Origin of the sequence: Pseudomonas persica, assembly GCF_900291015.1 — a bacterium.
Lineage (GTDB): Bacteria > Pseudomonadota > Gammaproteobacteria > Pseudomonadales > Pseudomonadaceae > Aquipseudomonas.
This window is the reverse complement of the sequence record NZ_OLKL01000024.1, coordinates 16,392-39,599: the sequence shown is the minus strand read 5'-3', so window position 1 is coordinate 39,599 and position 23,208 is coordinate 16,392. Positions and strand designations below refer to the sequence as shown.

General features: G+C 62.2%; 28 protein-coding genes, 3 tRNA genes and 1 pseudogene. 9 read left to right on the top strand and 23 right to left on the bottom strand.

Annotated elements, in window-relative coordinates; translation table 11 throughout:
- A partial coding sequence (locus tag FQ664_RS12410; RefSeq protein ID WP_256675928.1) for an MFS transporter occupies nt 1-827 on the top strand: 827 nt, incomplete at its 5' end.
- On the opposite strand, the gene FQ664_RS12405 is transcribed toward FQ664_RS12410, so the two are convergent.
- The 9 genes from FQ664_RS12405 to thrS form a co-directional block, all read right to left on the bottom strand.
- Nucleotides 811-887: transfer RNA gene (locus FQ664_RS12405), tRNA-Pro, on the bottom strand. The genes FQ664_RS12410 and FQ664_RS12405 overlap by 17 nt on opposite strands.
- A 99-nt stretch (nt 888-986) precedes the next feature.
- Complete coding sequence (locus FQ664_RS12400) at nt 987-1,343, bottom strand: MerR family transcriptional regulator (protein WP_003250681.1); 357 nt, start codon at nt 1,341-1,343, stop codon at nt 987-989.
- The gene (ihfA, locus tag FQ664_RS12395) at nt 1,324-1,626 is read right to left on the bottom strand and encodes an integration host factor subunit alpha (RefSeq protein WP_003250679.1); all 303 of its coding nucleotides are present in this window, start codon (nt 1,624-1,626) and stop codon (nt 1,324-1,326) included. Before ihfA ends, FQ664_RS12400 begins: the two co-directional genes overlap by 20 nt.
- Nucleotides 1,627-1,630: 4 nt before the next feature.
- Nucleotides 1,631-4,012 (bottom strand): phenylalanine--tRNA ligase subunit beta, encoded by a 2,382-nt coding sequence (gene pheT / locus FQ664_RS12390; protein ID WP_144172166.1) that lies wholly within the window; start codon nt 4,010-4,012, stop codon nt 1,631-1,633.
- Nucleotides 4,013-4,046: 34 nt separating this feature from the next.
- The gene (gene pheS, locus FQ664_RS12385; RefSeq protein WP_051097696.1) at nt 4,047-5,063 is read right to left on the bottom strand and encodes a phenylalanine--tRNA ligase subunit alpha; all 1,017 of its coding nucleotides are present in this window, start codon (nt 5,061-5,063) and stop codon (nt 4,047-4,049) included.
- A gap of 109 nt (nt 5,064-5,172) precedes the next feature.
- Complete coding sequence (gene rplT / locus FQ664_RS12380) at nt 5,173-5,529, bottom strand: 50S ribosomal protein L20 (protein WP_003250671.1); 357 nt, start codon at nt 5,527-5,529, stop codon at nt 5,173-5,175.
- 27 nt (nt 5,530-5,556) lie between these two features.
- Complete coding sequence (gene rpmI, locus FQ664_RS12375; RefSeq protein ID WP_003250667.1) at nt 5,557-5,751, bottom strand: 50S ribosomal protein L35; 195 nt, start codon at nt 5,749-5,751, stop codon at nt 5,557-5,559.
- 61 nt (nt 5,752-5,812) lie between these two features.
- Entirely contained in the window at nt 5,813-6,364 is a 552-nt protein-coding gene (gene infC / locus FQ664_RS12370; RefSeq protein WP_016711338.1) for a translation initiation factor IF-3, read from the bottom strand.
- Entirely contained in the window at nt 6,364-8,286 is a 1,923-nt protein-coding gene (gene thrS, locus FQ664_RS12365) for a threonine--tRNA ligase (RefSeq protein ID WP_144172165.1), read from the bottom strand. The genes infC and thrS overlap by 1 nt, the downstream gene beginning before the upstream one ends.
- 50 nt (nt 8,287-8,336) lie before the next feature.
- Here thrS and FQ664_RS27235 point away from each other — a divergent pair, with 50 nt between their 5' ends.
- The 3 genes from FQ664_RS27235 (at nt 8,337) to FQ664_RS12355 (ending at nt 9,303) form a co-directional block, all read left to right on the top strand.
- Nucleotides 8,337-8,543, top strand: coding sequence for a hypothetical protein (locus tag FQ664_RS27235; RefSeq protein WP_178090983.1), 207 nt, complete (start codon nt 8,337-8,339; stop codon nt 8,541-8,543).
- Nucleotides 8,544-8,622: 79 nt separating this feature from the next.
- Complete coding sequence (locus FQ664_RS12360; RefSeq protein WP_144172164.1) at nt 8,623-8,928, top strand: hypothetical protein; 306 nt, start codon at nt 8,623-8,625, stop codon at nt 8,926-8,928.
- Between the two features lie 162 nt (nt 8,929-9,090).
- Nucleotides 9,091-9,303 carry a cold-shock protein gene (locus FQ664_RS12355; protein ID WP_003250656.1) on the top strand — a complete coding sequence of 71 codons (213 nt, stop codon included), beginning with the start codon at nt 9,091-9,093 and terminating at the stop codon, nt 9,301-9,303.
- A 280-nt stretch (nt 9,304-9,583) separates the two neighbouring features.
- On the opposite strand, the gene FQ664_RS12350 is transcribed toward FQ664_RS12355, so the two are convergent.
- A complete protein-coding gene (locus FQ664_RS12350) occupies nt 9,584-9,895 on the bottom strand; it encodes an I78 family peptidase inhibitor (RefSeq protein WP_063912422.1) in 312 nt (103 codons plus the stop codon).
- Between the two features lie 276 nt (nt 9,896-10,171).
- Here FQ664_RS12350 and FQ664_RS12345 point away from each other — a divergent pair, with 276 nt between their 5' ends.
- Nucleotides 10,172-10,384 (top strand): hypothetical protein, encoded by a 213-nt coding sequence (locus FQ664_RS12345; protein ID WP_144172163.1) that lies wholly within the window; start codon nt 10,172-10,174, stop codon nt 10,382-10,384.
- Here FQ664_RS12345 and FQ664_RS12340 read toward each other — a convergent pair.
- From FQ664_RS12340 to FQ664_RS12310, 7 genes are all read right to left on the bottom strand, one after another.
- Nucleotides 10,356-11,357, bottom strand: a complete 1,002-nt coding sequence (locus FQ664_RS12340) for a nucleoside hydrolase (protein ID WP_144172162.1) — start codon at nt 11,355-11,357, stop codon at nt 10,356-10,358. The two genes, FQ664_RS12345 and FQ664_RS12340, sit on opposite strands and share 29 nt — an antisense overlap.
- 163 nt (nt 11,358-11,520) lie before the next feature.
- Nucleotides 11,521-11,919, bottom strand: a complete 399-nt coding sequence (rbsD, locus tag FQ664_RS12335; RefSeq protein WP_144172161.1) for a D-ribose pyranase — start codon at nt 11,917-11,919, stop codon at nt 11,521-11,523.
- Nucleotides 11,916-12,824: a ribokinase gene (rbsK, locus tag FQ664_RS12330; protein WP_144172160.1), complete on the bottom strand. Its 909-nt coding sequence runs from the start codon at nt 12,822-12,824 to the stop codon at nt 11,916-11,918. The genes rbsD and rbsK overlap by 4 nt, the downstream gene beginning before the upstream one ends.
- 15 nt (nt 12,825-12,839) lie before the next feature.
- A complete protein-coding gene (locus FQ664_RS12325; RefSeq protein ID WP_144172159.1) occupies nt 12,840-13,862 on the bottom strand; it encodes a LacI family DNA-binding transcriptional regulator in 1,023 nt (340 codons plus the stop codon).
- Between the two features lie 4 nt (nt 13,863-13,866).
- Nucleotides 13,867-14,862 (bottom strand): ABC transporter permease, encoded by a 996-nt coding sequence (locus FQ664_RS12320; RefSeq protein ID WP_051097705.1) that lies wholly within the window; start codon nt 14,860-14,862, stop codon nt 13,867-13,869.
- Nucleotides 14,859-16,412 (bottom strand): sugar ABC transporter ATP-binding protein, encoded by a 1,554-nt coding sequence (locus FQ664_RS12315; protein ID WP_144172158.1) that lies wholly within the window; start codon nt 16,410-16,412, stop codon nt 14,859-14,861. Before FQ664_RS12315 ends, FQ664_RS12320 begins: the two co-directional genes overlap by 4 nt.
- A 21-nt stretch (nt 16,413-16,433) precedes the next feature.
- Nucleotides 16,434-17,390 carry a sugar ABC transporter substrate-binding protein gene (locus tag FQ664_RS12310; protein WP_144172157.1) on the bottom strand — a complete coding sequence of 319 codons (957 nt, stop codon included), beginning with the start codon at nt 17,388-17,390 and terminating at the stop codon, nt 16,434-16,436.
- Nucleotides 17,391-17,658: 268 nt separating this feature from the next.
- On the opposite strand from FQ664_RS12310, the pseudogene FQ664_RS27800 reads away from it, so the two are divergent.
- Nucleotides 17,659-17,739 (top strand): annotated as a pseudogene (locus tag FQ664_RS27800) (hypothetical protein); the annotation flags it as partial.
- A gap of 39 nt (nt 17,740-17,778) precedes the next feature.
- Here the strand turns inward: FQ664_RS27800 and FQ664_RS12300 are convergent.
- Together FQ664_RS12300 and FQ664_RS12290 are read right to left on the bottom strand one after the other, a co-directional pair.
- The gene (locus FQ664_RS12300) at nt 17,779-18,447 is read right to left on the bottom strand and encodes a cupin domain-containing protein (RefSeq protein ID WP_144172155.1); all 669 of its coding nucleotides are present in this window, start codon (nt 18,445-18,447) and stop codon (nt 17,779-17,781) included.
- A 228-nt stretch (nt 18,448-18,675) separates the two neighbouring features.
- On the bottom strand, nt 18,676-19,449 hold the full coding sequence (locus tag FQ664_RS12290; protein ID WP_144172154.1) for an SDR family NAD(P)-dependent oxidoreductase: 774 nt from the start codon (nt 19,447-19,449) through the stop codon (nt 18,676-18,678).
- 113 nt (nt 19,450-19,562) lie between these two features.
- Here FQ664_RS12290 and gcvA point away from each other — a divergent pair, with 113 nt between their 5' ends.
- From gcvA to FQ664_RS12275, 3 genes are all read left to right on the top strand, one after another.
- Nucleotides 19,563-20,477 carry a transcriptional regulator GcvA gene (gene gcvA / locus FQ664_RS12285; protein ID WP_144172153.1) on the top strand — a complete coding sequence of 305 codons (915 nt, stop codon included), beginning with the start codon at nt 19,563-19,565 and terminating at the stop codon, nt 20,475-20,477.
- 136 nt (nt 20,478-20,613) lie between these two features.
- Entirely contained in the window at nt 20,614-20,856 is a 243-nt protein-coding gene (locus tag FQ664_RS12280; protein ID WP_144172152.1) for a DUF1654 domain-containing protein, read from the top strand.
- Nucleotides 20,857-20,862: 6 nt separating this feature from the next.
- Complete coding sequence (locus FQ664_RS12275; protein WP_144172151.1) at nt 20,863-21,555, top strand: endonuclease; 693 nt, start codon at nt 20,863-20,865, stop codon at nt 21,553-21,555.
- Nucleotides 21,556-21,558: 3 nt separating this feature from the next.
- On the opposite strand, the gene FQ664_RS12270 is transcribed toward FQ664_RS12275, so the two are convergent.
- The 4 genes from FQ664_RS12270 to FQ664_RS12255 form a co-directional block, all read right to left on the bottom strand.
- The gene (locus FQ664_RS12270) at nt 21,559-21,984 is read right to left on the bottom strand and encodes a GTP pyrophosphokinase (RefSeq protein ID WP_144172150.1); all 426 of its coding nucleotides are present in this window, start codon (nt 21,982-21,984) and stop codon (nt 21,559-21,561) included.
- Nucleotides 21,985-22,132: 148 nt separating this feature from the next.
- A complete protein-coding gene (locus tag FQ664_RS12265; RefSeq protein WP_144172149.1) occupies nt 22,133-22,702 on the bottom strand; it encodes an SPOR domain-containing protein in 570 nt (189 codons plus the stop codon).
- Nucleotides 22,703-22,832: 130 nt separating this feature from the next.
- Nucleotides 22,833-22,909, bottom strand: a tRNA-Val gene (locus tag FQ664_RS12260).
- Between the two features lie 165 nt (nt 22,910-23,074).
- Nucleotides 23,075-23,151 (bottom strand) — tRNA-Val (locus FQ664_RS12255).
- Nucleotides 23,152-23,208: the final 57 nt, after the last annotated feature.

The window sequence follows — 23,208 nt, the reverse complement described above, 5'->3', positions numbered from 1 at the left end:
TGCAGGTACTGGCCTTGCTGATGCTTACGGTGCCGGCAGCCTGGCTGACTGTGCCCTGGGTGATGGCTGCCCAGGCGCTGTCCGGTATCGCCAAGGACTTGAACAAGATGAGCGCCAAGAGCGCCATCAAGCTGCTGGTGCCGGACAGCCAGCAAGGCACCCTCTACAAATGGGTGGCCATCCTGACGGGCTCGAAAAACGCGCTCAAAGGCGTGGGCTTCTTCCTCGGGGGAGCCCTGCTCGCCCTGCTCGGGTTCACCCAGGCGGTACTGGCCATGGCGGTGGTGCTGGCCCTGATCTGGATCGGCAGTTTGATCCTGCTGAAAAAGGACTTGGGCAAAGCCAAGGCCAAACCGAAGTTCCGCGACATGCTGTCCAAGAGCCAGGCCATCAACATCCTGTCGGCCGCACGGCTGTTTTTGTTCGGTGCGCGGGATATCTGGTTCGTCGTCGCACTGCCGGTGTACCTGAGCTCTGCGTTTGGCTGGGACTTCTGGCTGGTCGGCGGTTTCTTGGCCGCCTGGGTAATCGGCTACGGCATCGTCCAATCGTTTGCTCCCCATATCACCGGCAAGAGGCGTGGTCATCTACCCGATGGCCGAGCAGCCTTCATCTGGGCAATCGCCCTGGCCGGGCTACCTGCGCTCATTGCCGTGGGCCTGTCGGCAAGCTGGTCGGCGCAGGTAGTCTTGCTCGGTGGGTTGATGCTGTTCGGCGCGCTGTTCGCCGTGAAAAAACGCGCTCGGAGAAAAAATGTCGGCCATAAAAAAATCCAGTCACCGCTAAGTGACTGGATTCTTTGGAGTTATTTGGTCGGGACGGAGTGATTCGAACACTCGACCCCTTGCACCCCATGCAAGTGCGCTACCGGGCTGCGCTACGCCCCGACTACATTCTCATTACCTCTGAGAACGATGAAGAATCTACCCTAACCTCCTGATAAATGAAAGCTTTTTCTCAAAAAAATTCATTCACCAGCAAACAGCTCACTTCTTCAACACCACCAACACATCCTCCAATTCAACAATCATCTGCCGAATCAGCTGCTTGTACTGGCTCGACTCATCCTTGGCCTCATCACTGGAGAGCCGCAACCGAGCCCCGCCAATGGTGAACCCCTGGTCATAAAGCAGCGCACGAATCTGGCGAATCATCAGCACATCCTGCCGCTGATAATACCGCCGGTTCCCCCGCCGCTTCACGGGATTGAGCTGATCGAACTCCTGCTCCCAATACCGCAGCACGTGCGGTTTCACCGCACAAAGCTCACTCACCTCACCGATGGTGAAGTACCTTTTGCCCGGTATCGGGGGCAGTTCGTCGTTATGGCTTGGTTCCAGCATAGGCCTCAACCCGGGCCTTCAACTTCTGCCCTGGACGAAAGGTGACGACGCGCCGTGCGGTGATCGGGATTTCTTCCCCAGTCTTGGGGTTGCGGCCCGGCCGCTGGCGTTTGTCGCGAAGGTCGAAGTTGCCGAAACCGGACAGCTTGACCTGCTCGTTCTCTTCAAGTGCGTGCCGAATTTCTTCAAAAAACAGCTCGACCAATTCCTTGGCCTCACGCTTGTTAAGCCCCAGCTCCTCGTACAGCCTTTCGGCCATCTCAGCTTTCGTCAGAGCACCCATGCCGTTATTTCCTTAACGTGGTGTTCAACCTTTGTTCAAGCGAGGTGAGGATGTTTTGCAGGGTAGTGTTCACCTCATCGTCGTTAAGAGTGCGCGATGGATGCTGCCAGGTCAAGCCGACGGCAAGGCTTTTTCTATCAGGATCAATGCCTTTACCTTGGTAGACGTCAAACAGCCTGAGGTCTGTAAGCCATTCGCCTGCATTGTCACGAATTACTTCAAGCACCGCGCTAGAAGCTACATCACGTCCTGCGATCAAAGCCAGGTCACGACGGGTTTCCGGGAACTTGGACAGCTCGCTGAATTTCGGCAGGCGGCCTTCGACCACGTCGCCCAGCACCAGCTCGAACAGGAACACCGGGCGGTCCAGGTCCAGGGCTTTGGCCAGCTCTGGGTGGATGGCACCGAGGTAGCCGACCAGTTTGCCGTCACGCTCGATGGCGGCGGTCTGGCCTGGGTGCAGGGCTGGGTGCTTGCCGGCGCTGAAGGTGAAGTCGCTCAGGGCGCCAGAGTACCCCAGCAGGGCCTCCACGTCGGCCTTCACATCGAAGAAGTCGACGCCGTCGCGGCCGTTGGCCCAGCCTTCTGGCAGGCGGCTGCCGGTGACGACGCCGGCGATCATCGGCTGCTGCTGCAGGTCGCCGAGCTGGCCGACGAAGCGCAGGCCGCTTTCGAACAGGCGCACGCGGTCTTGCTGGCGGTTCAGGTTGTGCTGCAGTGCCTTGACCAGGCCCGGCCACAGCGAGGCACGCATGGCGGCCATGTCGCTGGAGATGGGGTTGGCCAGCAGCAGCGGCTCTACGCCCGGGCTGAACAGTTCGAACAGTTTCGGGTCGATGAAGCTGTAGGTGATGGCTTCCTGGTAGCCGCGGGCAACCAGCAGGCGGCGCAAGGTCGGCAGGTCACCGCGGGTTTCCGGCTTGCCTTGTGGGGCCAGGCGGGCTTGCGGGTAGCGGACCGGCAGGTTGTTGTAGCCGTACAGGCGGGCCAGCTCTTCGATCAGGTCCACTTCCAGGCTGATGTCGAAGCGGTGGCTTGGGACGTTGACGGTCCACTGCCCTTCTTCAGTCTTGGTAGTAGTCAGCTCCAGGGCGTTGAGCAGTTGCTCGACCTGGGCTGGGTCCATTTCCATGCCGAGCATCTGGGTGATGCGTTCGGCGCGCAGGGTGACCGGGGCCACTTGCGGCAGGTGCTGTTCGCTCACGGCTTCGACCACCGGGCCGGCTTCGCCGCCGACGATGTCCAGCAGCAGCTGGGTGGCGCGCTCCATGGCTTCGCGGGCCAGTTGCGAATCGACGCCGCGCTCGTAGCGGTGCGAGGCGTCGGTGTGCAGGCCGTAGGAACGGGCTTTACCGGCGACGGAGATCGGCTCGAAGAAGGCGCTTTCGAGGAACAGGTCGCGGGTTTTTTCGGTGTTCACACCGCTGTGCTCGCCACCCATGACGCCGGCGATGGCCAAGGCGCGGGTGTGGTCGGCGATGACCAGGGTGTCGGCGCGCAGGGCGACTTCCTGGCCGTCGAGCAGGACGAGTTTCTCGCCCTCTTCAGCCATGCGTACGCGGATGCCGCCGTTGATTTCTGCCAGGTCGAAGGCGTGCATCGGCTGGCCGAGTTCGAGCATCACGTAGTTGGTGATGTCGACGGCGGCGTCGATGCTGCGCACGTCGCTGCGGCGCAGGCGCTCGACCATCCACAGCGGGGTCGGCTTGCTCAGGTCGACGTTGCGGATGACACGGCCCAGGTAGCGTGGGCAGGCGGCCGGGGCGCTGACTTCGACCGGGCGCACTTCGTCGTGGGCTGCCGCTACGGCTGGCACTACCGGGCGGGTGACCGGGGTGTCGTACAGGGCGCTGACGTCGCGGGCCAGGCCGGCAATGGACAGGCAGTCACCGCGGTTCGGGGTCAGGCCGATTTCGATGCTGGCGTCGTCCAGGCTCAGGTACTGGCGAATGTCTTCGCCAACCGGGGCGTCGGCCGCCAGTTCCAGCAGGCCGTCGTTCTCTTCGCTGATCTGCAGTTCGGCAGCCGAGCACAGCATGCCGAAGGACTCGACGCCGCGCAGCTTGGCCTTCTTGATCTTGAAGTCGCCAGGCAGTTCGGCGCCGATCATGGCGAACGGGATTTTGATGCCTGGGCGGGCGTTAGGCGCGCCGCACACGACCTGGAAGGTTTCCTGGCCGTTGCTTACCTGGCATACGCGCAGCTTGTCGGCGTCCGGGTGTTGTTCGGTGGCGAGGATTTCGCCCACGACGATGCCGCTGAACTGGCCGGCAGCGGGGGTAACGCTGTCGACTTCAAGGCCGGCCATGGACAGGCGGGCGACCAGTTCGTCACGGGAGACTTGCGGGTTTACCCAACCGCGCAGCCACTGTTCACTGAATTTCATGCTGTTCTTCTCCTGGAAAGTGCGTCGATCGGGCCTAGCGGAATTGGGCTAAGAACCGCAGGTCGTTGTCGAAGAACAGACGCAAATCGTTGACGCCGTAGCGCAGCATGGCCAGGCGCTCGGCGCCCATGCCGAAGGCGAAGCCCTGGAACTCTTCAGGGTCGATGCCAGACATGCGCAGCACGTTCGGGTGCACCATGCCGCAACCCATCACTTCCAGCCAGCCGGTCTGCTTGCACACGCGGCAGCCGTTGCCGGAACACATCACGCACTGGATGTCGACTTCGGCGGACGGCTCGGTGAAGGGGAAGAACGATGGGCGGAAACGTACCGCCAGTTCTTTTTCGAAGAACACGCGCAGGAATTCTTCGATGGTGCCCTTGAGGTCGGCGAAGTTGATATCGCGATCGATCAGCAGGCCTTCGACCTGGTGGAACATCGGCGAGTGGGTGATATCCGAGTCGCAGCGGTATACGCGGCCCGGGCAGACAATGCGGATGGGCGGCTGGGAGGACTCCATGGTCCGTACCTGCACCGGCGAGGTGTGGGTGCGCAGCAGCATGTTGGCATTGAAGTAGAAGGTGTCGTGCATCGCCCGGGCCGGGTGGTGGCCGGGGATGTTGAGCGCTTCGAAGTTGTGGTAGTCGTCTTCCACCTCTGGGCCTTCGGCGATGCCGTAGCCGATGTGGGTGAAGAACTGCTCGATGCGCTCGAGGGTACGGGTGATCGGGTGCAGGCCACCGGTGGCCTGGCCGCGGCCTGGCAGGGTGACGTCGATGCATTCGGCAGCCAGGCGAGCGCTGAGCTCGGCTTCTTCGAAGGCGGCCTTGCGGGCATTGAGCACAACGGTGACGCGCTCTTTGGCGTCGTTGATCAGCGCGCCGACTTTCGGCCGCTCTTCGGCTGGCAGGTTGCCCAGGGTCTTCATCACCTGGGTCAGCTCGCCTTTCTTGCCGAGATAATTGACCCGGATCTGTTCCAGGGCATTGATGTCTTCAGCGCGCTCGACGGCCTCCAGGGCTTGCGAGACCAGCGCATCCAGGTTTTCCATGTACAGACTCCAGATACGAAAATAGGGGAAGAGCTTTGAAGGCTCTTCCCCTATCGATGACGTTCAATGCCCGACGGCGCTAGCGCCGCCGGGTGATTGTCGCGGGTACTTAAGCCAGAACGGCTTTAGCTTTCTCGACAATCGCAGCAAACGCCGCTTTTTCGTTCACTGCCAGATCGGCCAGAACCTTACGGTCGATTTCGATCGAAGCCTTTTTCAGGCCAGCAATCAGACGGCTGTAGGACAGACCGTTGGTGCGGGCACCGGCGTTGATACGAGCGATCCACAGTGCGCGGAACTGACGCTTCTTCTGACGACGGTCACGGTAGGCATATTGACCAGCCTTGATGACAGCCTGCTTGGCAACGCGGAATACGCGCGAGCGTGCACCGTAGTAGCCTTTAGCCAGTTTCAGAATTTTCTTGTGACGCTTACGAGCGATGACGCCACGCTTAACACGAGCCATGAGTAACTTCCTCTATCTAAACCAGAATTAACGTACGCGCAGCATGCGCTCGACTTTTGCCACGTCAGACGGGTGCAGCAGGCTGGCACCGCGCAGTTGACGCTTACGCTTGGTCGACATTTTGGTCAGGATGTGGCTCTTGAAAGCGTGCTTGTGCTTGAAGCCGGAAGCGGTCTTCAGGAAGCGCTTCGCAGCACCGCTCTTGGTTTTCATTTTTGGCATGTTGGAACTCCGCATTCGATAAAATTACACAATAATCATCAGGCCTGCCGTGCCCGGGAGATTACTTCTTCTTTTTGGGGGCGATGACCATCATAAGCTGGCGTCCTTCCATCTTCGGATGCTGCTCAACGGCGCCGTATTCGGCGAGGTCGGCTTCGACCCGCTTCAACAGCTCCATGCCCAGCTCCTGGTGGGCCATCTCACGGCCACGGAATCTCAGAGAGATCTTGGCCTTGTCCCCATCGGTAAGGAAACGTACCAGGTTGCGTAGTTTTACCTGGTAATCCCCTTCTTCCGTCCCTGGACGAAACTTGATTTCTTTAATCTGGATCTGTTTCTGGTTTTTCTTGGCTTCGTTGGCCTGCTTCTTCTTCTCGAAGAGGTGCTTGCCGTAGTCCATCACCTTGCAGACAGGCGGTACCGCGTCTGCAGAGATCTCCACCAGATCCAGCTTCGCTTCTTCAGCGATACGAAGCGCTTCATCAATCGAGACGATGCCAACCTGCTCGCCATCAGCGCCAATTAACCGAACCTCGCGGGCCGAGATATTCTCGTTGATCGGGGCCTTCGGTACAGCACGCTTATCGTTTCTCATTTCACGCTTAATAGTCATTACTCCGATTCTTGGCGACCACGCCGGGAAACCGCTTGTGTCAGGAGCTCAGCGAACTGGGCGACGGGCATGGAGCCCAGGTCTGCGCCTTCGCGAGTACGCACAGCGACGGTTCGTGTTTCGACTTCGCGATCCCCTATAACCAAAAGGTACGGGACCTTGAGCAAAGTATGCTCGCGGATTTTAAAGCCGATCTTCTCATTTCTCAAGTCCGACTTGGCACGGAAACCGCTACCGTTCAGGGTATTTTCCACCTCGAGGGCGAAATCGGCCTGTTTGTCGGTGATGTTCATGATCACCGCCTGGGTGGGTGCCAGCCAGGCCGGGAACACGCCAGCGTAGTGCTCGATCAGCATGCCGATGAAGCGCTCGAACGAACCGAGGATGGCGCGGTGCAGCATCACTGGGCGAACCCGGCTGTTATCTTCGGCGATATAGCTGGCATCCAGGCGTTCCGGCAGGTTCGGGTCGTACTGCAGGGTACCGCACTGCCAGTTACGGCCGAGGCAGTCGCGCAGGGTGAACTCGATCTTCGGGCCGTAGAAGGCGCCCTCGCCCGGCTGGTATTCCCACTCCAGGCCCGATTCGTTCAAGGCGTCGGCCAGTGCGCCTTCGGCACGGTCCCACAGCTCTTCGGAACCCACGCGCTTGGCCGGGCGGGTCGACAGCTTCATGGCGATGTCGGTGAAGCCGAAGTCCTTGTACACGTCCAGGGTCAGCTTGATGAAGTCGGCAGCTTCTTTCTTCACCTGTTCTTCGGTGCAGAAGATGTGCGCGTCATCCTGTACGAAGCCACGCACGCGCATGATGCCGTGCAGGGCGCCGGACGGCTCGTTACGGTGGCAGGCACCGAACTCGGCCAGGCGCAGCGGCAGGTCGCGGTAGCTCTTCAGGCCCTGGTTGAACACCTGCACGTGGCACGGGCAGTTCATCGGTTTTACCGCGTAGTCACGGCTTTCCGACGAAGTGGTGAACATGTTCTCGGCGTAGTTGGACCAGTGGCCGGAACGCTCCCAGAGGATACGGTCGACAACCTGCGGGGTCTTGATTTCCTGGTAGCCGTTGACGCGCTGGACCTGACGCATGTACTGCTCGAGTACCTGGTACACGGTCCAGCCGTTGGCGTGCCAGAACACCATGCCCGGCGCTTCTTCCTGCAGGTGGAACAGGTCGAGCTGCTTGCCGATCTTGCGGTGGTCGCGCTTTTCCGCTTCTTCGATGCGCTGGATGTACGCCGCCAGCTGCTTCTTGTCGGCCCAGGCGGTGCCGTACACGCGTTGCAGCTGCTCGTTCTTGGCATCACCGCGCCAGTAGGCGCCGGACAGCTTGGTCAGCTTGAATGCCTTGAGGAAGCGGGTGTTCGGCACGTGCGGGCCGCGGCACATGTCGACGTATTCTTCGTGGTAGTACAGGCCCATGGCCTGCTCGTCCGGCATGTCTTCGACCAGGCGCAGCTTGTAGTCTTCGCCACGGGCCTTGAACACGTCGATGACTTCGGCACGCGGGGTCATCTTCTTGACCACGTCGTAGTCTTTGTCGATCAGCTCCATCATGCGCTTTTCGATGGCGGCCATGTCTTCAGGGGTGAAGGGGCGCTCGTAGGCGATGTCGTAGTAGAAGCCTTCGTCGATGACCGGGCCGATCACCATCCTGGCGGTCGGGTACAACTGTTTCACTGCGTGGCCGACCAGGTGGGCGCACGAGTGACGGATGATCTCCAGTCCCTCTTCATCTTTAGGGGTGATGATCTGCAGGGTGGCGTCGTTGCTGATCAGGTCGCAGGCATCGACCAGCTTGCCGTCGACCTTGCCGGCCACGGTGGCCTTGGCCAGGCCGGCGCCGATGGATGCGGCAACTTCGGCTACGGATACGGCATGATCGAACGAACGCTGACTGCCATCGGGAAGAGTAATAACGGGCATGGCGCCTCCTCTCCTAGTGGTGACCCCTACCAAAGGTCACGTGGGTTGGGATGAGCCAGTACAAGATCCGGCCTGCCTTCCGCGGCGGGAAGCCTGCCTCACAGTGGCAGAAGCCTTTCGGCTTGTCAGGGACGAACCAGAGTGACTGGAAAGAAAAAGATAGCTGCAAGCTGCACATTGTCAGCTGCAAGCCGGGCATGCTAGCACGCGGCTTGCATGGCAGGCAGAAATATTTGGAAATTACGCCGCAGTGGTGAACTTACGCGGAAAAATTCCTATCAGACCTTGGGAAGCAACCTACTCTTGATGTGACCTTAACCCAAGGAGTAACTGGTTATGCGAGTTCCGTCTCTTCTGGCTCTGGCGGCCGCTGCAGCGCTACTGCTGCCCATGGCTGCGAACGCCGGCAACTTCCCGGCCGGGAAGGAGGCCGCCTACATGACCCAGTGCACGCAAGTGGCCAGCGGCCAGGGCGTTGACGCTGCGACCGCGAAAAAGCACTGCGACTGTGGCGCACAAGCCATCAAAAAGAACTTCACCGACGCAGAGATTGCCGACCTCGACAGCAAGGACGGCGTGGACGCCAAGTTGATGCAGAAGGCCCAGATGGTCGTGAAACAGGCCTGCGCAGCGAAGAGCTGAAACCTTAAAGCCAGAGCCGGCCAGCCATTCTTTGAGCTGGATCAAGATCCTGCGAAGGTAAAAGGCGCTAGATGCGCAGAATTAGACTATGATGTATCCCGTGCTCCGTAGCCTCGGCCGCATTGCACCACTGAAAAAACTAAATGTTCTGGAGATTCACCCATGTCCAATCGCCAACAAGGCACCGTCAAATGGTTCAATGATGAGAAAGGCTACGGCTTCATCACCCCAGCAGGCGGCGGCGACGACCTGTTCGTTCACTTCAAAGCCATCGAATCTGACGGCTTCAAGAGCCTGAAAGAAGGCCAGACTGTTTCCTTCGTCGCCGAGCGCGGCCAGAAGGGCATGCAGGCTGCACAGGTTCGTCCGGAGTAATTCGGATAGCTGTAAAAAAACCCGCCCTTGTGGCGGGTTTTTTTATGGTGTTTGCATGGGCTGACGGAGATGCCCCATGCGGGCGCGGCTTTTCTTGTGGGAGCGGCTTTAGCCGCGAACAGCGGCGCAGCCGGTGCCATGCATCGCGTTGGATTCTTCGCGGCTAAAGCCGCTCCCACAGGGTACGCGGACCGCTTGCAAATTCAGTTCTCTACGCGACAGCGCAGCGCAAAGGGCTGGGCGATCTCCCACAAGGACCGCGTCCATCTTCCTGGCTGTATCAACCGCAGTTGACGCGGATCACCTTGCCCTGCTCGTCCACATTCAGGTTCAAGCGCTCGGAGCGGTACTCCAGGGTGACCACGTCGTGCGGCTTGAGAATACGCGCCATCTGCGAGCCACTGGCCTTGCGCGCCTGCTCCAGCAGCTCGGCGCTGGCTGGCTTGCCAATGGCGAAATCGGCGCCGCTGGCTTCGCAACGGCCATCGTTACCTGCTGGCGCAGCGCCACCAGCAGAATTGCCACCAGTGCTGCAACCAGCCAGGACAGCAGCCACCGCCAGGGTTGCCAGGTAAGCACGGGTACGGAACATGAAGCCTCCTAAATCGGTCCGGGAACTGCCTGATCCGACAGTTCCGCTCATCTTTTGTTGCAAAACCGCTCAAGTCTGCCTGAACTCAGCGGCAGAGGCGAAAACGCAATCGTCACCGGATTTTGCACAAGCCGCTGTGTATGCCATATGCTTAAGCCGCAAGGTCACTGACGCAAAGTCATGATTTAGTGCAAGAAGTGGGGCGCACCCCGCCTCCCTCGAACACCAGGGTCAGGTGTTCGCCCCTTCGTCCCGGGCCCCAAGCGAGAGCCTTTCATGAGCAGCCACAGCATCGTTGCCGATATCAAGGTCAAATGGGCCGAGGGCCAGAGCGCGTACAGCCCTGGCACACCGGAAGAGTTGCTGTTGATTGCCATCGACCTGCTGGTGCGTGATCGCGGCGCGGAGGCGGCACGCGGCTTCATCGACCAGGTGTTCGAGCGTTTCGCGCCGCATACGGCTATTCCAATCGCGCCAAACGGGCGCTGAGCAGGTCGAACAGGCCCTGGGCATCGCCCTGCTCCACCCACATCACGTTGGCAGGCTGCTTGAGCACACCGTACCAGTCGGCAAGGGTCTGGCCGAAGCTGGGGCCTTCGCGGCTGTCGATGCTCATGTGGATGCGCCGGCCACTGAACAGCTCGGGCTTGAGCAGGTAGGCGATGACGCTGGCGTCGTGCACCGGGCCGCCGGGCATGCCGTACAGGTCCATGTCGTGGGTGATATAGGCGTTGAGGATATCCACCACCCGTTTGCTGGCCTGGTTGTTGACGGCTGCCAGTTGCTTGAGGCGGGCGTCGCTGGTCAGCAGCTGGTGAGTGACGTCGAGCGGCAGGTAGGTCAGTTGCACACCGCTGGCCAGCACCACTTCGGCGGCATGCGGGTCGGCATAGAGGTTGAATTCCGCCGCCGGGGTGATATTGCCGCCGTTGAAATGGGCACCGCCCATGACCACCACTTGCTTGATGCCTTTGGCGATGTCCGGGCGCTGGATCAGCGCCAGGGCCAGATTGGTCTGTGGGCCGAGCATGGCGACGGTGATGCTGTGGGGCTTGGCGGCGCCCAGGGTGTCGACCAGGTATTGCACGGCATTGCCCTGGGCCAGCGGCGCTTTCGGTTCGTGGACCTGGATGCCGGTGAGGCCTTCTTCGCCGTGGACGTCGGCAGCGTAGATCGGCTTGCGCACCAGCGGACGCGCGGCGCCGGCGTATACGGGGATGTCTTCGCGGCCGGCCCATTCGCGGGCCAGGCGGGCATTGCGCGAGGTTTTTTCCAGGCGCACGTTGCCGGCCACGGTGGTGATGGCGCGGATGTTGAGCTGGTCGGGCGAGGCCATGGCCAGGAACAGCGCGACCACGTCGTCGGCGCCGGGGTCGGTATCGATGATCAGGTCGATCGGGGCGGCCTGGAGGGTGGAGGCTGCGGCCATGAAGGCGATTCCTTGTAGCAAGGGTTTGAGCATGGGCGGCACTCCTGTTGCCTGGATTAGTATTCCAAAAACACTGCAAATCCCTGTGGGAGCGGGTTTACCCGCGAAGAAAGCAATGCGGTGAATGGCACCGGCTTCGCCGGTGTTCGCGGGTGAACCCGCTCCCACAGGGGGGCTGCGCTGGCCAGGACACGAGCTAGAAAGTCACGCCGGAGATCAGCGCGATGTTGCTGTAGGGCTGGCACTCGCCGGTGCGCACGACCGCACGGGCACTGCGCGACAACACTTTGAAGTCTTCATGGCTCAGCCATTCGCGCTTGCCCAGCTTGCCTTTCAGGCGCTCGATCTCGACCAGCGCTGGCGGCACCACTTTCTGCATCTCTTCGGCCAGCACATGGCGCTCTACCTGCAACTCGCTCAGCACCGCCCGTAGCACGCCGGCGAAATCCGGCAACCCAGGCGTAACGGCCAGGTCGATCAGCTCGACCCCCGGTGGCACCGGCAGCCCGGCATCGCCGATCACCAGGATGTCGCCATGGCCCATGCCGGCAATGGTCCGCGACAGGGCGACGTTCAGCAGTGGGGTTTTCTTCATGGCGTCAGCTCCGCCAGGTAGGGAATCGACGGCTGGGCACCGGCGCGGGTGACCGACAGGGCGGCGGCGCGCTGGCCGAAGGCGATGGCGTCACCCTCCTCCAGGCCGCGTACCAGGCCAGCAGCAAAGCCACCAATGAAAGTGTCACCCGCAGCGGTGGTGTCCAGCGGCTGCACCAGCGGTGCAGGGAAATGCTGGTGGCCCTTGGCCGTGACCAGCAAGGCCCCTTGCGCGCCCAGGGTAATGATCACTTTGCCCGCGCCCAGCTGCAGCAAGCGCTCGCCGGCGCGCCGGGCAGCGTCCAGGTCGGTCACCGCGACGCCGGTCAGGGCCTCGGCCTCGCTTTCGTTGGGTGTCAGGTAGTCGATGTGGGCAAACCAGTCCGCCGGCAACGGGCCGGTCGCCGGCGCCGGGTTCAGGATCACCTGCTTGCCCAGTTCATGCCCCCTGGCCAGGGTCCAGGCCACGGTGTCGGCAGGTACTTCCAACTGGCAGATGATCACCTCGGCCGCCTGCAGCAGCGCATCGAAACGCTGCACCGACTGCGGCGTCAGCAGGCCGTTGCCACCGGGGATGATGACGATGCAGTTCTGGCTGGCGGCATCCACGGTGATCAGCGCCACACCGCTGGACACGCCCTGGCAGGTGATGACGCCCTGGCAGTCGATGCCTTCTACATACAAGGCCCGGTGCAGTTGCTGGCCGTAGGCATCGTCGCCGACGTTGCCGATCATCGCCACGCTGCCGCCCAGGCGCGCCGCCGCCACCGCCTGGTTGGCCCCCTTGCCACCCGGCACGGTGCAAAAACTTTCACCGGGGAGTGTTTCGCCGGCCCGGGGCAGGCGCTGGGCGCGGGCCACCAGGTCCATGTTGAGGCTACCGACCACCACAACCTTGGCATTCATGACATTTCCTTAGCGTTAGCGGTAATCGTTGAACAGGTCCGGGCGCGGCCCGGTGGATTCGCGCAGCACGATGCGCGGGGCGACGATACGTTGCTCTGCCGCGCCCTGCCGAGGTGTGCCGATACGCGCCAGCAACAGCGACGCGGCGCTCTCGCCCAACGCGCGGATCGACTGGCCCACCGTGGTCAACGGCGGGTACACATAGCGGCTGAGTTCGATGTCGTCGAAGCCGATCACCGACAGCTCGGCGGGGACGTTGACATTGCGTTCGGCCGCGGCGCGCAGCACGCCGAAACCGATCATGTCGTTGCCGGCGAAAATCGCCGTGGGCCGCTTGCCCTCCAGCAACCGGGTTGCCGCTGCATGGCCACCGGGGCTGGTGAAGTCGCAGTGCAGCACGCGGTTGCCCGGCACCGCAGCGCCGGCCTCGGCCATGGCGCGACGGAAGCCGCTCAGACGCAGTTGGGTAACCCCGGTCTCGGCGGGGCCACCAATGTAGGCGATGTCGCGGTGGCCAAGCCCCAGCAGGTGCTGGGTGGCCAGGTAGGCGCCCTGCTCGTGGTCGATGCGCACCAGGTCGGCATCGACGCCGTCCAGTTCGCGGTCGACGATTACCATTGGCGTGCGCACGCCAGCCAGGCTTTGCAGCAGGTCGCTGTCCTGCCCCACCGAGGCCACCACCAGGCCGTCGATGCGTTTTTCCAGCAGCACGCGCAGGTAGCTGCGCTGCTTCTGCGGGTTGTCGTCGGAGTTGCACAGGATCACGCAGTAGCCGTTGCGTTCGCAGGCGTCTTCGATACCCCGCGCCAGTTCGGCGAAGTACGGGTTGACGCTGTTGGGCACCAGCAAGCCGATGGTGGCCGTGCTGCGCGCTTTCAACGAACGGGCCACGGCACTGGGCACGTAATCGAGTTCGGCGATGGCGGCTTCGACTTTCAGCCGCACCTGCTCGCTGACCGGCCGGGTCTTGTTCAGCACATGGGACACGGTGGTGTAGGAAATGCCCGCCAGTGCCGCGACGTCTTTAATGGTTGCCATGTTCTCAGTTCCGCCGGCCTGCGCGCCGGCTACGGTAAGTGTCGAGCACCACGGCGATGACGATCACCGCCCCGGTGATGATGCGCTTGGTCGGTTCGCTGGCACCGATCTGCGCCAGCCCGGCGGCCAGCACCGAAATGATCAGTACGCCAAAGAAGGTGCTGATGACCGAGCCACGCCCGCCCATCAGGCTGGTGCCGCCAATTACCACGGCGGCGATCACCTGCAGCTCCAGGCCGGAGCCGGCATTGGGGTCGGCGGCTTCCAGGCGCGAGATCTGGAACAGCGCGGCCAGGCCGGCGAGCAGGCCCATCAGGGCGAACACCAGCACCTTGTACGGGCGCGGGTCGATGCCGGCCAGGCGCACGGCTTCTTCGTTGGTGCCGATGCCGATCAGGTAGCGGCCGAATACCGTGCGGGTCAGCACCAACTGGGCCAGCACGATCACCAGCAAGGCGATGATGAACGCCGGCGAGATGCCAAATGCGATGGGGTTGGAGAACCAGGCATAGGCATCGCCGATATAGGCGGTGCGCGAGTCGGTGAACTGGTAGGCCAGGCCGCGGGCCATTTCCAGCACGCCGAGCGAGACGATGAACGACGGTATGCGCCAGGCCACGGTGACGCCGCCGGTAATACTGCCGGCCAGCGCGGCCACGGCCATGCCCAGCAGGGCCGAAGGCAGTACGCCCCAACCCCAGCCGAGGATCGCCACGCTGACCGTCGAGGCCGCCAGCGCCAGCACCGAGCCCACCGACAGGTCGATGCCGCCGATGATCAGCACGAAAGTCATGCCCACCGCCAGCACCATCAGGTCAGGGATCTGGTTGGCCAGGGTGCTGAAGGTGTTGTACGACCAGAAATGGCTGCTGAGGAACGAGAACAGCACGATCATCGCCAGCAAGGCGCCAGCCAGGCCCAGGTAGGTACCCAGACCAAAGTAGGTGCCACTGCGGCGCACCGGTGCGGCGCCTTGGCTATCGAGCGGGGTGGTTTTCATGCATCCATCCTGGGAGCTGCGTCATGCAGCAGTGCGTCACGTTTCTGATAACCGGCAAAGGCCGCGGCCAGCAGCTGGTCCTGGCTCCAATGGTCACGCTCGAAGGTGTCGATCAGGCGACCGGCCGACAGCACGGCGATGCGATCGCAGATCAGCATCAGCTCGCGCAGGTCGCTGGACACCACCACCAGGGCCTTGCCCTGGCGCGCCAGTTCGGCCAGCAGGCCATAGATGTCGAACTTGGCGCCGACGTCGATGCCACGGGTGGGCTCGTCGAACAGCAACACCTGGCAGTCGCGCTCCAGCCAGCGGCCGATCACCACCTTCTGCTGGTTGCCACCGGACAACTCGCCTACCACCTGCTGCGGGCCGGCACTGCGAATGCGCATGGCCTGGATCTGGCGCTCGGCCAAGGCCCTTTCGGCCTCGCCATCGAGCACACCGGCCCGCGATACTGCGCCGAGGTTGCCCAGGGCGATGTTGGCGCTGATCGACTGCGTCAGCAGCAGGCCCTCGCCTTTGCGGTCTTCGGTGATCAGTGCGATACCGGCCTGTACGGCAGCCTTGGGCGAGTCGATGGTAACCGCCTGCGGTGGCTGACCGAGGGCGATGCTGCCGCTGTCGGCACGGTCGGCGCCGTAGATCAGGCGCAACAGTTCGGTACGGCCGGCGCCGATCAGGCCGGAGATGCCAAAGATCTCCCCTGCCCTGACCTCGAACGACACTTCACGCACCTTGTCGGCACGGCTGAGCTTGTCGACCTTGAGCAGCGGCGCGCCGATCTGCCGGCGGCCCAGGTCGATATGCTCGCCCAGCTCGCGGCCGACCATCAGGTTGACCAGTTCGGCACTGCTGTAGCGCTGGATCGGCTCGTCGCACACCAGCTTGCCGTCGCGCAGCACGACGATGCGCTGGGCCACGCGTTGCAGCTCTTCCAGACGATGGGAGATGTAGACGATGGCCACGCCACGTTGGCGCAGGCGCTCGATCTGGGTGAACAGCAGCTCCACCTCGCGTGCGGTGAGCATGGCGGTGGGCTCGTCGAAGATCAGCACATGGCAGTCACCGATCAGGTTGCGGGCGATCTCGACCATCTGCTGGTGGCCGATGCCCAGCTCGCCGACCGGGGTGTCCGGGTCGATGGCGTCGAGGCCGACCTGGGCCATGGCGGCCATGGCCAGTTGGCGCAGGCGCTTTTGGCTGATCCAGCCGAAGCGGCCGGGCAGGTTGTCGAGGAACAGGTTTTCCGCCACGGTCAGCGTGGGTAGCAGGTTAAGCTCCTGCATGACCATGCGCACGCCGAGGTGCTCGGCCTCGCTGCGGCTGCCGGGCGCGTAGGCCTGGCCGCGGTAGCGCATGTGCCCGGTGGTGGGGGTTTCCAGGCCACTGATGAGCTTGGACAGGGTGCTCTTGCCCGCGCCGTTCTCGCCGGTCAGGGCCAGCACTTCGCCGGCCCGCAGGTCCAGGCTGACCTCACCGAGTACGGGCTGGGCGTAGGTCTTGCCCAGCCCGCTGGCGGTGAGCACCACTTCATTGGCCGCTGCAGGCATGGCCGTTTCTCCTGCCAGCGATCAGGGCTTGGTGATGAGTCGGACCGGGGTCTGGATGACGTTGTCAGCATCCACGTCGGGTTTCTCGCCCTTGACCATTTTCAGCGCCGCCTGGATGCCGTACACCGCCTGTTGGCTGGCCGCCTGGTCGAGGGTGGCGAGCACACGGCCATCGGCGAGCATCGGCTTGATGGCGTTGATGTTGTCGTAGCCCACCACTTGCACCTGGCCGGTCTTGCCGGCGGCACGCACGGCCGACACGGCGCCCAGGGCCATGCTGTCGTTGCCGGCCAGCAGGGCTTTCAGGTCGGGGTATTCGTTGAGCATGGAGGCAGCGACGGCGTTGCCTTTGTCGATTTCCCAGTTGCCGCTCTGCACCGAGACGATCCTGACCTGCGCGGCGTCCATGGCGTCCTTGAAGCCGGCGGTACGTTGCTGGGCGTTGGTGGTGGTCGGCACGCCTTCGATGATGCCGACCTGGTCGCCGGCCTTGAGCTTCTCGTTGGCCAGGTAGTCGCCGACCAGGCGCGCGCCCTTGCGGTTGTCGGGGCCTACGAAGGGTACGCTGATGCCTTTGCTCTTGAGCAGCGCCGGGTCCAGGCGGTTGTCGATATTGATCACCACCACGCCCTGGTCCATGGCCTTCTTCACCGCCGACACCAGCGCCTTGGAATCGGCCGGGGCAATGACCAGGGCCTTGGCGCCCGCGTTGACCATCTGCTCGACGATGCGGATCTGCTCGCCGGTGTCGGTCTCGTTCTTGATGCCGTTGGCGATCAGCTCGAACTCGCCGGCGTGGGCTGCCTGGTAGCCCTTGGCGCCGTCTTCCATGGTGCGGAAGAACTCGTTGGCCAGCGACTTCATGACCAGGGCGACCTTGGGCTTGTCTTCGGCGTGAGCGGCAGAGAGCGGCAGGGCGAAGGACAACGAGGAAATGACCGCGAGGGCCAGCAGACGACCGGGGAACGGCAGTTTCATGGACGATGACTCCGGATCTTATGTTTTTTGTCGGATCGCAAACGTTTGCGTTGACTAACTATGGAAACAGGACCGGGGTTTGTCAAATCCGTTTTACTGGCGGAGGTCAAGTCGAGCCTGGGGCAGTTTATCCAGATTTTTTCCGAAAAGCCGAACGTCTTTTCCTGCGTGTGTTCGCAATCTCGAATGGAGCGCGCGCCCACAAGGCCCGCCCGCGCAACTGGTACGAAACCTGCCTGAAGCCCTGCGCGACACAACAACCATCTCAAAGGCGCGGATCCTGGCGATGGTGGCGATGACCAGGCCCCGGGACAGCAAGGAGCTTCAACGGATCTTCTGGGAGTGTTGATCGCTTCCCTGGCCTGGGACCCGATTGCGTTTTCGTGGTTCACCGGTGCCCAGGCGTGTCGGCCAGGTGCCCGGTCTTGAGGTATACCGTGGCGCCCTGGCCACCCGCCGTCAGGTGCAGCTCAAGCCCTTTGGGTTGCCGCATCCAGCTACCGCTACGCAACGTTTTCCCGCAAGCCGCGACCTCGCCAGTGACGACCAGCAGTTCGGCACCAGCCACCGGCGGGATGAGCAAGGGCGCTGCCGGCGCCAACCGCTGCAGGCTGACCTGTTCATGGGCGCTATGGAAAAGCGCACAGATAGCGCGCCCTTCCTGGTGTACCCAACAGACAGGGTTTCGGGTGTCGATGCAAACCGAGGCATGATCGTCAGGCTTCATCTGCCACAGTTTGACGAAGATGATCGCCCCCTCGTGGCTGGAGGGCTGATGGCTCGAACCTGGCGGATTGCGCAGGTAGTAACCAGCCGGGTAATGCTGTTCGCCTTCCGAGAATGTTCCGCAAAGCACAAGAATTTCCTCGCCGCCCGGGTGAGTGTGGCGAGGGAAGCTGGAATGAGGTGCGTAGCGCACGATGCTCGTCGCCCTGGCTTTTTCACCACCAAGCCGGTCCAGCATCACCCGCTCCACTCCCTGCTGCGGGGAGGTTACCCATTGGTAATCGTCGGCCAGAACGACGGCAGGTTGGGAAAAGTCTGCATTGACGAGCATGTGCAAGGTCCTGGAAAGGTGTCATGGGGCCATACCGGCCCCATGAACATCAAGCGTCGGGAAGTTGAGCGTGCGCATCGGGCACACGCGCCGAGTACACCTGTGCCGCCCCTGCGTTCTGGGCGCTGGCAACGCCGAGGCAGGCCGGTACGTACGATAACCGTTCCTGTCTTTCATCATGGCGCAATACCTCAAGTGTTGGCGCGCTCGCTGAGCAGCGCCGAGCAACTAGTTGCGCCCCGCCATCACGCCGCCATCGACATCCCAGATGGCACCGGTGACCCAGCTGGCCTTGTCGGACAGCAGAAACGCGATGACTTCAGCGACGTCCTGAGGGGTACCGACACGGCCGATCGGGTGGAAGCTGTTGAACCCCTGCAAAGCGCCGTGCACTTCGGCTTTAGGGATGAAACCTTCGTAGATCGGCGTTTGTACCACCGCAGGCGAAACGGCATTGACGCGAATGTTTTTCGGCGCCAGCTCCATCGCCAGGTGCTGTGTCAACGCGTGCAGGCCTGCCTTGGCCATGGAGTACGCCGTGGATGGAGTTGCGGCGATGGCTTGCCTGGCCCACATGGAGCCGATGTTGACGATGGCGCCCGGGCGTCCGTCGGCGACCATGTTCGCCGCGACCTTCTGGGTGATGAAGAAGAATGCCTTGTTGAGCTTCATGTACTGATCGTAATCAGCGCCTTGGTGTTCGAGGAACGGCTTGGGGAAGAACACCCCAGCGGCATTGACCAACAGGTCGATGTCGGCATGCCGCTCATCGAGCGTTTCGATCAGTCTGGCAACGGCGTCTTCGTTGGCCAGGTCGGCGACCAATGCGCTGACAGGCCCCAAAGCGGACAGCGCTTCACGTGCCGCTTCGGTCTTTTCCGGGCGGTGACCGACGATAACCACGCTGCCGCCGCCTGCGAGCACTGCACGTGCCACTTCAAGCCCCATCCCGCTGCTGCCACCGACCACCAGCAGTTTCTTACCGTTGAATTCGATACTCATGCGAACCTCTTTGCCTCTTTGTGAATGGCTAACCTGGGGCGGATTATTCGCGGCATGCGGTGCAGCGACAAACGATATAAACTGCCAGCACGACAAAGAAAAACTTTACTGCCATGAAGATGCCGATACACCTCAATGCCTTGCGTGCCTTCGAGGCCAGCGCCCGCCATCAGAGTTTTTCCGCGGCTGCCGCAGAGCTCAATGTCACCCCCGCTGCCGTTGGCCAACTGGTTCGCTCGCTGGAGGACTGGCTCGGTACACCTCTGTTTCACCGGGCAACCAGTGGACGCGTGAGGCTCGTCGCGACAGAGACCGCCGAACAGGCGCTACCGGACCTGCGAGCAGGCTTCGATCGCCTGGCGGCAGGGCTCGAGCGACTCAAGGAAGGCACCACCAGCGGGGCACTGACGGTGACCGTAAGCCCGGCGTTCGCGGCCAAATGGCTGCTGCCGCGGATCGAGAGTTTCCATGCTGCATGGCCCGACATGGATGTGCGCCTGGACACCAATCTGCGCGCGGTCGATTTCGTCGCGCAGCGCATCGACATAGGGGTGCGCTACGGCCCGGGCGCGTGGCCAGGACTGACCGCAGAACGGTTGATGGATGAAGAGGTATACCCGGTTTGCTCCCCGACCCTTGTGCGCGCCCCTTCACGCCTGCAAACGCCAGAAGACCTGGCGCAGGCAACACTGATTCATGACCTGTCGATGGATGAGCGCTCGGACTTCCCCACCTGGACGGCCTGGGTCAAAAAGTCAGGCGTGGCCTGTGTTGCCACTGCGCGGGCGTTGAAGATCAACAACTCCGCTGCCGTGCTGCAAGCGGCGATCGATGGCCAAGGTGTGGCACTGGCACGTAGTGTCATGGCCCACGATGATGTGGCAGCAGGCCGGTTGGTCCGGCTGTTCCCGCACATCACCTTCCATTCGGCGCTGGCCTATTACGTGGTGTATCGCCCGGAATGTGCAAGCCTGCCAAAGATAATGGCATTTCGTGATTGGCTGTTTGAAAACGCAGCCAAGCGATAGCTTGGCCATGAAAGGATAACTATACCGGCTGCATGCCCGCCATCCAGGCTTGAGCACAGTTTTCACCTGACAGGCTGTTGCGAAATTACTTACCGTGAAATACTGTATGTGCGTACAGCAAAACAAGGAAATGCCTGTGTCCAGCACCGCCTCCGCCACCTCGAGCAGCTATGAACAACTGGGTATGCGCATCCAGAAGATCATCAACAGCCCCACCGCCCAGCGCAGCCGCGCGGTGCTGATCTTCCGTCTGGAACAGGAAGCCCCGGAAGACTGGGAAACCCTGCTCGGGGAAATCGCCGAAAACGACAACGTCACCCTCGCCCACCGCGATGATGGCGGCGTGCAGATTTTCTGGACCGTGCCGAAGGAAGACTGACCACGCATGAGAGTTTCGCTTGTCGCGGCTGTTTGCCTGTTTCTGACCACCCCCTTCGCTCAAGCCGACGCCCCGCGGACCTTCCAGGAGGCCAAGAAGGTTGCCTGGAAGCTGTATGCGCCGCAATCGACCGAGTTCTATTGCGGCTGCAAGTACAAAGGCAACAGGGTCGACCTGGCGTCCTGCGGCTATACCCCGCGCAAGAATGCCCAGCGCGCAGCGCGCATCGAGTGGGAACACATCGTGCCGGCCTGGCAGATCGGTCATCAGCGCCAGTGTTGGCAAAATGGCGGGCGCAAGCAGTGCTCGCAGCATGACGAGGTGTACAAGCGTGCCGAGGCCGACCTGCACAACCTGGTGCCAAGCATCGGCGAGGTCAATGGCGACCGCAGCAATTTCAGTTTTGGCTGGCTCCCCGAGCAGCGTGGCCAGTATGGCAGCTGCCTGACCCAGGTCGACTTCAAGGCCAAGAAGGTCATGCCACGCCCATCCATCCGCGGCATGATCGCACGCACCTACTTTTACATGAGCAAGCAGTACAACCTGCGCCTGTCCCGGCAGGACCGCCAGTTGTTCGAAGCCTGGCACAAAACCTACCCGCCGCAAGCCTGGGAGCGGCAACGCAACCAGCAGGTGGCCTGCGTGATGGGGCGCGGCAATGAGTTCGTCGGGCCGGTCAACCTCAAGGCCTGTGGCTGAACCTCAGGGCAATGCCTGCAGGTAGGCGCTGGCTTCACGGTAACGCGCCAGCCGCGCCAGGTCGGCGGGGCCCGGGCACGGGATGCGCGAAAGGTCGCTGTTGTCGGCCAGGTCGGCCAGTTTGACGGTGCGCGCCAGCGGGTCACCGCCCAGGCGCACCACGAAGTCCTGGTAGGCCTCGCCCTCACGACGGCTGAGCGCCAGCAAGGCGGCAAGGATTTTCAGCGCGAAGCCCTCGCGCGCCAGGTCGGACAGGGTCAGCGGGGTGTCTTCGATCACATCGTGAAGCACCGCGACAATCCGTTGTTCAGGTGTGGAAACCCGCATCATCACGCGTAGCGGGTGGAGGATATAAGCAGCCCCACCCTTGTCGTACTGCCCTTCATGCGCCCTGGCGGCCACGGCAATGGCCCGCTCCAGTGTAGACATGAGGCCCTCCCCGTTCGGCTTCTTCCTGTCAAGCATAGCCAAAACTGTGCGGACAATGTCTAGCGCACGCGTGACTGTGCTGCGCCGACCTTGCAGGAACGGACTTGTGGAAGCCCCCCACAAAAAGCAGCGCCTGCAGGAGCCGGGTTTAACGCGCTGCGCCGTGCTGGATGACCACCGAATCGGTACCCAGCTTGGCCATTACCTCGGCCTTGCGTGCTTCGGCCTCCTCACGGCTGGGGAACGGCCCCATCAGCACCACCGGCTTGCCGTCGCGGTACTCCACCGAGGACGGGATGCCCTTTTCGATCAGGCGTGCGGTCATGTCGCTGAGCGCGCCCATGTTGGCCCCCTGGATAACTTCCACATCCCAGCCTTGCGGGGCCGGCTGGCCAGCCAGGGCTTCGGCGCGGCGCTGCAGTTCGGCGCCGCCGCACATCTCGCGGATGCGCAGGTTGTTACCGCTGTCGTCGACGATGATTTCGTACTGGCCATCACGCTTGATCGCCACGTAGCTGCGGTAGGCCTGGTACTGCCCGGCATCATCCTTGCCACGGACCTGACCGCAGATGGTGCCCTGGGTGTCAATCCGGACGTTGCCGAACTTGGCGGTCTTGGGGTTTTGCAGGTGTTCGGCCACCTGCTTGTGCACGCCTTCGACCTCGTTCTCACAGCCCGCCAGGGCCAGCACTGCCATTACCACAGCCAGTTTGCGCACGCGTGTACCTCCAGATTCGAAGGGCGAATTCTAGCACGCCGGCCAATACCCCGAACCGCGACCAAATGTTACACGCTGCTTCGCGCGCACAGCAAAAAGGGCGATCATTGCTGATCGCCCTTTTTCGATTTGGTAGGCACAATTGGACTCGAACCAACGACCCCCACCATGTCAAGGTGGTGCTCTAACCAACTGAGCTATGTGCCTGTCGTGTGGTGCGCATATTAATGATCGAATGCGTACCTGTAAAGCTTTTTTTTGAGAAAAATCAAAAACTTTCGGGATTCGTGCATAGGCCGACTGCCGCGCAGCCCTGCCGTAGAACCCCAATGAAAAAAGGGATGACCCTTACGGATCACCCCTTTTTCGATTTGGTAGGCACAATTGGACTCGAACCAACGACCCCCACCATGTCAAGGTGGTGCTCTAACCAACTGAGCTATATGCCTGTCGTGTGGTGCGCATTCTACCCATTCCAAAACCCCTGTCAACACTTTTTTTCGCGC